The sequence below is a fragment of the Intrasporangium calvum genome (genome assembly GCF_028446585.1).
Taxonomy (GTDB): Bacteria; Actinomycetota; Actinomycetes; order Actinomycetales; family Dermatophilaceae; genus Intrasporangium; species Intrasporangium calvum_A.
Genome location: NZ_JAPFQL010000063.1, coordinates 16414 through 27052 on the forward strand (window position 1 = coordinate 16414; position 10639 = coordinate 27052).

The 10639-nt window shown below is 71.4% G+C and carries 7 protein-coding genes; 6 read left to right on the forward strand and 1 reads right to left on the reverse strand.

What is annotated here, in order from left to right; translation table 11 throughout:
* Positions 1 to 4 precede the first annotated feature (4 nt).
* Both OO014_RS13940 and OO014_RS13945 read left to right on the forward strand, forming a co-directional pair.
* Complete coding sequence (locus OO014_RS13940) at positions 5 to 1123, forward strand: SGNH/GDSL hydrolase family protein (RefSeq protein WP_272462929.1); 1119 nt, start codon at positions 5 to 7, stop codon at positions 1121 to 1123.
* Positions 1124 to 1155: 32 nt separating this feature from the next.
* Positions 1156 to 2172, forward strand: coding sequence for a S1C family serine protease (locus OO014_RS13945; RefSeq protein ID WP_272462930.1), 1017 nt, complete (start codon positions 1156 to 1158; stop codon positions 2170 to 2172).
* A 55-nt stretch (positions 2173 to 2227) separates the two neighbouring features.
* Here the strand turns inward: OO014_RS13945 and OO014_RS13950 are convergent, their stop codons facing one another.
* Positions 2228 to 5431, reverse strand: a complete 3204-nt coding sequence (locus OO014_RS13950; RefSeq protein ID WP_272462931.1) for a glycosyltransferase — start codon at positions 5429 to 5431, stop codon at positions 2228 to 2230.
* 247 nt (positions 5432 to 5678) lie between these two features.
* On the opposite strand from OO014_RS13950, the gene aqpZ reads away from it, so the two are divergent.
* The 4 genes from aqpZ to OO014_RS13970 all read left to right on the forward strand — a co-directional run bounded on the left by aqpZ (position 5679) and on the right by OO014_RS13970 (position 10431).
* Positions 5679 to 6491: an aquaporin Z gene (gene aqpZ, locus OO014_RS13955; RefSeq protein ID WP_272462935.1), complete on the forward strand. Its 813-nt coding sequence runs from the start codon at positions 5679 to 5681 to the stop codon at positions 6489 to 6491.
* 80 nt (positions 6492 to 6571) lie between these two features.
* The gene (locus OO014_RS13960) at positions 6572 to 7201 is read left to right on the forward strand and encodes a SatD family protein (protein ID WP_272462932.1); all 630 of its coding nucleotides are present in this window, start codon (positions 6572 to 6574) and stop codon (positions 7199 to 7201) included.
* Positions 7202 to 7252: 51 nt separating this feature from the next.
* Positions 7253 to 8035, forward strand: a complete 783-nt coding sequence (locus OO014_RS13965; RefSeq protein WP_272462933.1) for a hypothetical protein — start codon at positions 7253 to 7255, stop codon at positions 8033 to 8035.
* Positions 8036 to 8175: 140 nt separating this feature from the next.
* Positions 8176 to 10431 carry a CHAT domain-containing protein gene (locus OO014_RS13970; protein ID WP_272462934.1) on the forward strand — a complete coding sequence of 752 codons (2256 nt, stop codon included), beginning with the start codon at positions 8176 to 8178 and terminating at the stop codon, positions 10429 to 10431.
* The last annotated feature ends 208 nt before the right edge of the window (positions 10432 to 10639 follow it).

Sequence of the window (10639 nt, forward strand, 5' to 3'; positions counted from 1 at the left end):
GCGCATGCGAAGATCCCGGGCGACCGATGTGTCGCTGGGGCTCATCGCCCTTCTGATCAATGTGGCCATCGTCGTCGCAGTCGTCTTCTTCATCGGGGGGGACGATGACCCCCACCCTGCGGCCAGCAGTTCGCCGACCGCCAACGCGGCCCGGTCGTCCTCCGCTCCGGCGGCCACCGCAGAGCCCGTGACGGACGCGAGCCAGCTGCTCACGGGCCAGAGTGACCTCGTCCTGGCCGTGCTCGGCGACGGGACCGGGGACGAGGACGGGGAGTGGGTCTCCGTCCTCGGTGACCTCGCCGGCTCCACCCGGCAGGTGGCCCTGCGCAACCTCGACCCCACCGACCCGACGCGCTACGACAAGGAGCTCACCTACGGCGAGTCGGGGCCGTCGCTGGTGATCTGGAACGGCAGCCGCACCGGGGTCGGCGCGAACTACGCTGCAGAGCGCCTCGGCTTCCTCGTCCCGGAGGAGCCCGACGCCGTCCTGCTCAGCTATGGCCGTGACGACGAGGCCTCCACCATCGGGGGCCGCCTCGACACCACGCTCTCCGCGATCCGCGCGAAGTGGTCCGACGTGCCCGTGGCGGTCGTGCTGCAGGCGCCGAACACCGACGACCAGATCGCCCCCGTGCGCAAGGCAACCCAGAAGTGGGCCGCGGCCAACGACCTGCTGACCATCGATGTGGCCGCCGCCTTCCGCAAGGCCGGCGACCCCAACTCGTTCGTCTCCATCGTGGATCCCCCGAGCGTCAACGCGCAGGGCGGCCTGCTCTGGGGCGAGACCGTCTTCAAGGCCATCGGCGGGCGGCTCGGCGAGGACGCCAGCGGTGGAGGGACCAGCGAGCCGACCCTCGGAATCGCCACTCCAGGCGTCATCGCGCCGGGCGCTGCGACGTTCCCGGGCGGCTCAGGGAACCCGAGCCCGGTTCTGGACACCACGCCGACCGGGGTCTCCACGACACCACCGACCCAGGAGCCGACCGGAGAGCCGACCGTGGCGCCGACCGCGACGGAGATCTCGAGCCCGCCGTTCTTCACCACCCGGTCCACGGCAACCGCCGACCCGACGGCCACGACGGACCCGACGACGGAGCCTGCGCCCCCCGCCGAGGGCGGATGAGCCCCCAGCGAGCGGACCGGACCACTCGGTCCTTGGATTCGCTCGACGAGCACACGCTCGGCCGGTCAGGGGGCCACGAGATGAACAGCCAGGAACCGTCGCAGAACCCGGGCGTCGTCATGGCCACTGACGTGGTGGAAAATGAGCCGACAACCACGACGATCGTGGAGCCGGCCGCCGGCGATGAGGCCTCGGTCGGCCCCCCGCCCCCAGGAAAAGGTGCAGAGCCTCCCCGCCGACGGCGCCGATCCCTGAAACCGCTCGGACTCGGTCTGGCGGTCGTCCTGCTCCTCGCGAACACCGCCGGTGTCGGCTACCTCGTCCAGCGGCAGCAGGACGACGCTGAGCGGATCCGCGAACTGACCTCCGAGCTGGCCACTGCCGGGACGACGCTCGAGGAGCTCGAGTCCTCAGTGATGGGCGCGCGTCAGGTCGCCATGCGCGCCCACGACGCCGCAGAAACCGCCAACGGGAAGATCCTCGACACCGCCGCCGTGGTCCAAGAAGTGCGCCAGTCGGTCGTCACCGTCCAGTGCGGCAACTCCCTCGGGTCCGGCTTCCCGGTCTGGATGGAGCTGAAGAAGGGCTACGAAACGGCCATCATCACGAACTATCACGTCGTCGAGGCCTGCACCTACAGCGACGGCCCGAAGGCCTCGATCTCGCGAGGCGGCAAGAAGTACAAGACCCTGCTGTCGGGCTGGGACGAGAAGAACGACCTCGCGCTCCTCTTCATGACCAGTGAGCTCAAGCGACTCGTCGCCGCGCCCCCGGCCAAGGTGGGCGATCCCGTCATCGCCATCGGCTCCCCCTTCGGGCTCGAGGGCAGCGTCACGACGGGCATCATCTCCCGCGTCGAGGACGACTGGTATCAGACCTCCGCCCTGATCAACCCCGGCAACTCCGGCGGGCCGCTGCTCGACCGGGAAGGCCGGATCCTCGGCATCAACACCCTCAGCCTCGGCGGCGGCGGCTCCGGTGTCGGCGGCGCCCTCCGGCTCAAGGTGACCTGCGACGAGATCTACTCCGTCTGCCCCTACGCGGACTGAGCGCCCGCCCCACCGGGCTGGTGAGCGGGAGCGAGCCCAGCGGCATACGGCATGGTCAGTTGGCTTGTCTCAGCGACTCCACCGCCTCGACCAACGTGCGCGCCCGCACGTCGAACGAGTGCTGCGCCCGCACCTCCTCGGCCTGCCGCTGGATCTCCTCGTCCGTGCCGAACCGGGCGGCACCCTCCGGGCTGCACAGGTGGCGGAGCTCGTCGAGGCTCGAATAGGTCTGGACAGCCGAGCCGAAGACCTCGCGCAGGCCGACCACGTCGTCGGAGATGACCCGGGCGCCCGACGCGACCGCGTCGAACAGCCGGTTCTGGATGAAACCGAGCTCGGCCATCTCCGGCCAGTGGTCGGCCAGGACCCGCGATGCACCCCGATAGACCTCCGACAGCTCCGCGTTGTCGACGTGCTCCGCCTCGATGAGCGGCGAAGGGATGCTGCCGTCCCAGCCGCTGCCGATGACGCGCAGGTCGACTCCCGCCTCGACGGCATCCCTGACGACCCGCCGCTCGCGGCGCGAGTAGTTCCCGCCGACGAAGACCGCGGGACGGGTGAGGGGCTCCCCCGGTGCGCGCGAGGCGAAGCGGGTCGTGTCCGTCGCCTGGAGCAGCGGACGGACCTCGCGGCCGGCGCGACGGGAGAACTGCTCGCTCCACGACGTCGACGCGGCGAAGACGACGTCGTAGCCGCGAACCTCCAGCGGCGTCAGCAGCTCCGGATGGCTGATCACCCACAGGACGTTGACCAGGCCCGGGATCGGCGGGACCCGGTCGAGGCCACGGAGCACGAGGTTCACGTCGTCGAGGACGTGCGCCGTGTCCGCGTTGGCGCCGTGCCGGTAGGTCACGACCTCCTGACCCGTGCGGCGCAGTGCCGCGGTCAGGGACTCGGCATAGCTCGTGTCGCCCCAGCGATCACCCCTCGGTCCCCCGTTCGAGGCGTAGCGCACCCCCCAGCGCAGGGCTGGTGACTCACGGTCCCGGACATAGAGCGGGCGCAGCACCGGGATCAGGCGGCCATCGGTGGGGATCCGCGCGACTCGCAGGTTCGCCGCGGCCAGCTTGTCGTGCTCCGGGGCGGGCAGCCGGTCCCACCACCGCTCCATGAGGAGCCGCCGGTTGCCGTCGAGATGCCTGCCCCGCCCGGGTGTCTTGCTCTCCAGGTGCTGGAACCGGACCCCGGGCTCCACGGCGAAGTACCCTCCGGGCACCTGCTGGCCCGCACGGAGGCACAGGTCGATGTCCTCCATCCCGTTGACAAAGCGCGGGTCGAAGCCGCGCAGGCGCACGACGTCGGCGCGGCGCATGAGCAGCGCCGCCGCGGTGACCACCGAGAACCGGAGGTCGCCGACGTTGCGGGCGTCTTCCGGGGGCATCCCCGCCAGGTGGCTCACGGGGAGGTGGTTGTTGGCGAGGAAGATCACGCCCGCAGCCTGGATCGAGTCGTCCCCGTAGAGCAGGAGCGGCTGGACCCCGAGGCACTGAGGGTCGCTGAGACGGTCGACGAGCCTGTCGATCCCCGCGGCTGGGGCGAGGGTGTCGTTGTTGAGGAAGAAGACGAACTCGCCGGTCGCCGCGACCGCCCCGAGATTCGAGCCGATCCCGAAGTTGAGGTTGCGTGGCAGGTGCAGGACCCGCACGCGCGGCTCGCCTGCCCACAGCTGGGCCAGGACCACGCCGGTCTCGACCGCCGAGCCGTTGTCGACGACGATCACCTCGAGATCACCCGGCATCTGCAGGACCGAGTCCACCGCTACTGCCGTCATGGCCTGGTCCTGGTAGGTCGGGACGACGACGGAGACGCGTCCTGGCGCTGCCTCAGCGGGACTGGCCTGGAGGGCGCCCCAGTCGACCAGGTGCTTGCCGATGACAGCGAACTGCCAGTTGTCCTCGTCGGTGGGGCCGGTGTCCGCGTCGCCCTCGGGCGAGGTCTCACGGCGGCAGCCGATGAACGGCAGGAACCGCGGCTCCTCCCGCTGCGCGAGCCGGATGACGAGGTCGTGGTCGCCCGCCCCGCGAAGCTCCTCGTCGAAACCACCGAGCTCGGTGAGCCGTGAACGGCGCACCACCAGGACGTTGAGGTCTATGCGGCTCCGCAGTCGCAGGCTCTCGAGGCCGCCGCCCCGGCCGAGGTAGCGCGGACCGGAGTCGGTCCTCAGCTCCATGCCGGCGTAGGCGGCGCTCGCCCCCGTGCGATCCAGTCCCTTGAGCATCAGCTCGAGGAAGTCCGGCTCCCAACGGTGGTCAGTGTCGAGGAAGGCCACGAACTCCCCGCTCGCCGCCCCGAGGCCGGCATTGCGAGCCGCGGACACTCCCGCGGGCGGTCGGGTCATCAGCCGGACCCTGGGGTCGTCGGCCGCCAGAGGCCGGACGACCCCAGCGGTCGCGTCCTCCGAGCCGTCGTCGACCACAACCAGCTCCCAGCCCCCCCAGGTCTGGGCCAGCACCGAGCTGATCGCGTCGCCGATCCCCGGCGCACGGCCAGACGCCGGCAGGATCACACTCACCCGAGGCGACCCGCCTGTCGCGGCGTCGCGGACAGCGAGGTGCACCTCGGAGGCCTCTTCGCGCCACTGCCGTTCCTTGGCGGCCGGCCACGTGCGGGTGGTCGGCGCGGCGCGGAGCTTGGCGTTGACCCAGGCCTCGCGGACATAGCTCTCCGTCGCCCCGCGGACCGTACCCCAGCGGAGGGTCCGCCCCGGCGCAGGCAGCAGCGTGTCGTCGTCGGCGGCCTCGAGAAACCTCCCCAGGCAGCCCCCTGGGTTCGAGTGACCTGTGCCCTCCCCACTGGCGTTGCCCAGCTGTGGGAGCAGGCGCGGGTGGAAGAGCGGCCCGAGCGGGGCGAGCTGCGAGGGGTCGCCCCGCAGATGGTCGAGCACGGCCCCGATGTCAGCGTCCCGCCACCGGTCCTTCACTTCACGCGGCAGCTGCCGGACGTGGACCAGCGGATGGACCGAGAGCATCCGTCGCATCCCGACCGACAGGAAGTGCGACGCGGCCTCCACCTCGCTCTGGAAGGTCTGGCCCGCGGCCACCGAGTAGAAGCCCGCGTCGAAGATCCCTGTCTCGAGCAGGTCCGCCGCGAAGGGATGGATCTCCCGCGCGTCATCACCCTCCGGCGTCACTGGCGCCGCCTCGGCGGCCGGTCCCTCGGGAGCGTGCGACTCGGTCGCCGCGACCCCGCCCCGACCCACCGACCTGAGCCGGCGAGCCACCGCCCGCAGCCGACTCGGCAGGGCCTCGATAGACGCCATTCGTGAACCTTTCCTCCGCGTTGGATCCGCACGATACGCCCCGCACACCCATCCGTGGGCGGCGCCGGGCCAGCGCGCAGGACAACGGTCCCGGGCCCGATCGGCGAAACTGGGAGGGGTGGCGCCGCGCCGGTCCGTGGGAGGGCGCTCAGCGGCATACGGCATCGGGGTGGCTCGCTCGCACCGGACGGTCACCCCCGTCTACTACGCTGCCGAAAGGACGCCCGGCCTCGACGAAGGAGACCCGATGTACCAGCCACGGATGAGCTCGCGACTGGGGGCGGAGGCGCTCGGGACCTTCTGGCTCGTCTTCGTCGGGTGCGGGACGGCGATCTTCAACGCCAAGATCGTCACGCAATCGCTCTCCGCCAACCCGCCCGAGCCCGTCGGTGTGGGCCTGCTCGGCGTCGCCCTCGCCTTCGGGCTCGTCCTCGCCTGCATGATCTACGCCGTCGGCCACGTCTCCGGCGGGCACTTCAACCCCGCCGTCACCATTGGGCTCGCCGTGGCCAAGCGCTTCGACTGGGCCGACGTGCTGCCGTATGTCGGGGCGCAGCTCGTCGGTGGGCTGCTCGCCGGTGGCGCCCTGGCCGGGCTCGTCTCCAGCCGCGGCCTGCCGTCCGCGGGCAACCTCGCCGTCAACGGCTACGGCGACGTGTCGCCAGACGGTTTCGGGCTCGGGGCCGTGCTCGTCGTCGAGGCGCTGATGACGGCGTTCTTCGTCTACGTGGTCCTCGGGGCGACCAAGGAGGACGCCCCGCGCGGTGTCGCGCCGCTCGTGATCGGCTTCGCCTTCACGCTCGCCTACTTCGTCGCCATGCCCGTGAGCAACGGGTCGATCAACCCGGCGAGGTCGACCGCCGTGGCGTTCTTCAACGGCTACGAAGCGCCCGGGCAGCTGTGGGCCTTCTGGGTCGCACCGATCATCGGTGGCCTCATCGCCGGCGCGACCTACGCCTGGATCACCGGCGACGACCGCCGCCACCTCGACGTCGACGGGTCCACCCCGGACGTCAGGAACGCCGAGGTGGACGAGGCGGGACGGCCCGTCCTTGACTGAGACGGGTCGCGCCGAGTCGGTCATACTGCTTCATTTGCTCGTGATTAAGTTATGCTCTTCATATGGCCAAGATGAAGCGGATGCCTGAACGAGTCGCCCTCATTGGTGACATCGTGGAATCCCGCCGCACCGGGGACCGCCAAGCCCTGCACGACACCATCGGCGCGGTCCTCGGCCGCGTCAACCGCGCCCAGCCAGTGGTCGACCCGGCCGTGATCACGCTGGGCGACGAGTTCCAGGGCGTCTACGCCACGCTCGGTGACGCCCTGACCGCTGCCTTCCACATCCGGGCTGCGCTCCAGCCCCATGACGTGCGGTTCGGTCTCGGGCGCGGGGCCATCCAGGTCCTCGACCCGGCCCGCGGCATCCACGACGGCCCCGCCTACTGGGCGGCCCGCGACGCGATCGAGGAAGCCGCCCAGCTCGCCGACAAGGCCGCGCTCCGGACCACCCGGACGGTCTTCCGCTCGGAGGCGGACTCGCCCGCGCAGGTGACCGCAGTCAACGCCGCTCTCCTCACCCTCGACCAGGTGCTCGGTGCGCTGTCACCGGTCTCGTGGCGGATTCTCGCGAGTCGGCTCGAAGGGCTCACCCAGAAGGACATCGCCGAGCGCGAGGGCATCACGCCGTCCGCAGTGTCCCAGCGGGTGCGCGGCGACGGGATCGGAGTGGCGATGGAGGCGATGCGGATGTTGGGTGAGCTGCCGTGAGCCCGTTACCGACATCCCGCACTGTCGGTGGCGTGCGGCAGGATACGTGAAATGACTTGGGTATCACTCGCGCTCGTCGCGTTTGGTGTGGCCGATCTGGTCCGCTCCCCCGCTGGCCGTATGCCGCTGGGCTCGGCCCCGCTCGCCGGTGTCCTCACGCTCGTCCTCCTCTCCGTCGTGACCGGGGTGCACGGCGTCGCGGACGTCGTCGCCCTGGTCGTGGTCGCCGTCGCGCTCGTCGGATGGACCGAGACGTCGCGCAGGACGCAGGCAGATGGCCGGCGGGCGTGGCTGCCGCTCGGGCTGTTCGCGGCTCTCGTCGTCGCGCTGTTGGCGTTCTCCGGGTTTGCCTCGGAGCCAAGCGGTCCGCTGTCGGAGTGGCTCCGCTGGGCCGACCTGCCCTGGGCCGCAGACGTGTCCGTCTCCCGGGTCCTGCTCCTTGCCGGGCTGGTCGTCTTCAACCTCGCGACCGGCAACATCATCGTCCGGCTCGTGCTGCTCGCGATCGGGGCGCTGCGGCCGGACCAGGTCGTCGCCGCCCAGTCCGCGACCTCCGACCCGCAACCGGCCGACCGGCTCAAGGGCGGGCGCCTGCTCGGGCCGATGGAACGCCTGGTCATCCTCGGGCTCGGCCTCGCCGGTGAGTACGGCGCGGCCAGCATCGTCATCGCCGCCAAGGGACTGCTCCGCTTCCCCGAGATCCAGGCCGCGGCCCGGACCTCTCCCCCGCCGACGAGCACCAGAGTCGGCATCGACGACATGACCGAGTACTTCCTCGTCGGCAGCTTCGTCAGCTGGCTCGTCGCCCTCGGGTCCCTGGCCCTCGCCCGCTGACCCACCAGATCCGGACCCTTGTCCGCACATCGCGGCCAGCCACCGCGCCGCGAGCCGGCGACGAGAAGCGAGCCCAGCGGCATACGGGAACGTTGTCTGAAGCCTGCTCCGCGTGCGGAAGTCGGTGCGATCATGACGTGATGGAGAGGCCTTCGGGGTACCTCGACGTCGACCTCGTGGTCGCCCGGCGCGGCGACGCGCTCGAGACGAGGGTGCTCGACTCCCCCGCCGGCGAGACCGGCCCGCTGAGCGCGCCCTGGCCGACCGAGTCCGGGGACGACCGGGCGGTCGGGGCCGCCCTCTTCGCTGCGCTGTTTGCCGGCGAAGTGCGGCTGCGCTACGAGAAGAGCGCCGTCCGCGCCTTCGAGTCCGGGCTCGGGGTGCGGGTCGTGCTGCGCTTCGAGGGTGGCGCCGAGCACCTGCCGTGGGAGCTGCTGCACGATCCGGACCGCTACCGTTTCCTCGCGCTCGACCCGTGGCGGGCCGTCGTGCGCTGCACGGAGATGGCCGCACGCGAGCCGTCGGCGGCGAGCGTGACGCCGCTGCGCATCCTGCTTGCCGTCTCGACGCCCGACGGCACGCCCGCCATCGACGCAGCGGCCGAGCTGATGCAGATCCAGTCGCGGCTCCGGCCCTTCACCTGGGGCGCCGCGATCGAGGTCGTCACCGTCCGCACCGCCTCACTCGAACGGATCCGAGAGACGCTGCAGGACAGGGAGTTCCACGTCTTCCACTACATCGGACACGGTGCGCACCCGCTGGGCGGGACCGGCCACCTCGACCTCACCGCGGAGGACGGCACCACCGTCTCGAGCAGATCAGCCGACGACGTCGGGGCGATTCTCGCCGGCTCGCCCTCCCTCCGGCTCGCCGTGCTCAACTGCTGTGACAGCGCGGGCAACGACGGGTCCGACCCGTTTTCGGGCACCGCGGCGGCGCTCGTCCGGGCCGGGGTGCCGGCCGTCGTCGCAATGCGGCGCGCCATCTCCGACACGGCGGCGGTCGTCTTCGCCGACGAGTTCTACGCGGCGCTCATCGACAGCGGCGGCGTCATCGAGGAGGCCGTGGCCCGCGGACGAGCCGCCCTGCTCGCCGGTGACGAACCCGTCTCGTCCGAGTGGTCGACCGTGGCGCTGCACCTCGGCTCGTCGATCCCGGCCGACCAGCGACAGATCCCGGTGCCCGGCCTCGACCACGACGTGCAGTTCACGATCTCCCGGCCGGCGTCGTTGCGCCCGGCGGTGTGGGAGCCACTGCTGTTCTTCGCGCACCACGGGGACCGGATCGTGACCGCGGCCGGCGCCGTCATCGACCAGACGGCCGAGGTGGGCGAACGTGTCAGCGCGTTCTTCGGCGGAGCTCCCAGCGAGACCACCGCGACCCCGTCCACTCAGCCACTGCCTCGCGGGGCCGGCCTCGTGGTCCGGCCCGACCTGCCTGGCGTCGAATGCAACCCGCCTCAGGCCGCGGTGACGTGGACCGGCGAGATCGCGGAGCTGACCTTCCTGCTGCGGGCTCCGACGGATCTCGTCGGACGCACGGTGGGCGGGCACATCCGGGTCTTCTCCGGACCGATCCTGATGGCCGAGACCCCTGTGTCGATCCCGGTCGGGGCAGCCACTGCGCCGGCGGCCCGACACGAGCAGCCGGTCGGGCGGTTCAGGCGGATCTTCCCCTGCTTCGCGCCGGAGGACGGCGAGCTCGTCGAAGGTGTCGTCGCGGTCGCTGAGGCCCTCGGTGACGGCTACCTCCAGGAGATCGTGTCCGAGCGCCGCAGCGGTGCACCCCTCGACTGGATGCGCACGAGGATCGCCGAGGCCGACAGTTTCCAGCTGTTCTGGTCGAACCACTCGATGACCTCGGCGGAGTGCCGTGGCGAGTGGGAGGAGGCGCTCGCTCTCAGGGGTGACGGATTTGTCCGCCCCCTCTACTGGGAGGAGCCGTTCCCCCGGTCCGAGGGCCTGCCCCCGCCAGGTCTCGCGGCCTTGCGTTTCGTGCGGCTGCCGCTGCCGAAGGCCACGGTCACCGGATCGCTCTGGGGTGCATCGAAAGCCGAGCCCGACCCGGTGCCGCGGGCCGGGAGCGCGATTCCTTCGGCACCGGTTCTGGCACCGGCACCGGTTCTGGCACCGGCACCGGCACCGGCACCGGCTGCTGAGCGGCCTGCCGTGGTCCGCGATTACGGCGCGCCGACACCGGCGAAGGGAGGTGGCGGGAAGGCTGCGTCCGGACTCGGGGCGCTCACCGGCGTCATCCTGACCGTCTTCGGGGTCATCGGAGGCCCCACCATGGGAGCGATCCCGGGCGCTGGGGCGCACCAGACGTACTGGTGGCCGATCATCTTCGGCGTGACCCTCATCGTCATCTCGCTGATCCCGTGGGTGCGCCGCCGCTGACGTGATGCCAGGCCGCGCCCGGCCGCCAGATGCGGACCCTGGTCCCCAAATGGCGGAGAACCACCCACCCGGCCCGCCAGATGCGGACCCTGGTCCCCAAATGGCGGAGAACCCGCCCGCCCGGCCCGCCAGATGCGGACCCTGGTCCCCAAATGGCGGAGAACCCGCCCGCCCGGCCCGCCAGACGCGGACCCTGGTCCCCAAATGG

Excerpts from the sequence above, each read along its gene's own strand:
- OO014_RS13965 (WP_272462933.1), top strand. The coding sequence starts at position 7,253 with ATGACTTGGGTATCACTCGCGCTCGTCGCGTTTGGTGTGGCCGATCTG.
- OO014_RS13950 (WP_272462931.1), bottom strand. The coding sequence starts at position 5,431 with ATGGCGTCTATCGAGGCCCTGCCGAGTCGGCTGCGGGCGGTGGCTCGC.
- OO014_RS13960 (WP_272462932.1), top strand. The coding sequence starts at position 6,572 with ATGCCTGAACGAGTCGCCCTCATTGGTGACATCGTGGAATCCCGCCGC.
- OO014_RS13970 (WP_272462934.1), top strand. The coding sequence starts at position 8,176 with ATGGAGAGGCCTTCGGGGTACCTCGACGTCGACCTCGTGGTCGCCCGG.
- aqpZ (WP_272462935.1), top strand. The coding sequence starts at position 5,679 with ATGTACCAGCCACGGATGAGCTCGCGACTGGGGGCGGAGGCGCTCGGG.
- OO014_RS13940 (WP_272462929.1), top strand. The coding sequence starts at position 5 with ATGCGAAGATCCCGGGCGACCGATGTGTCGCTGGGGCTCATCGCCCTT.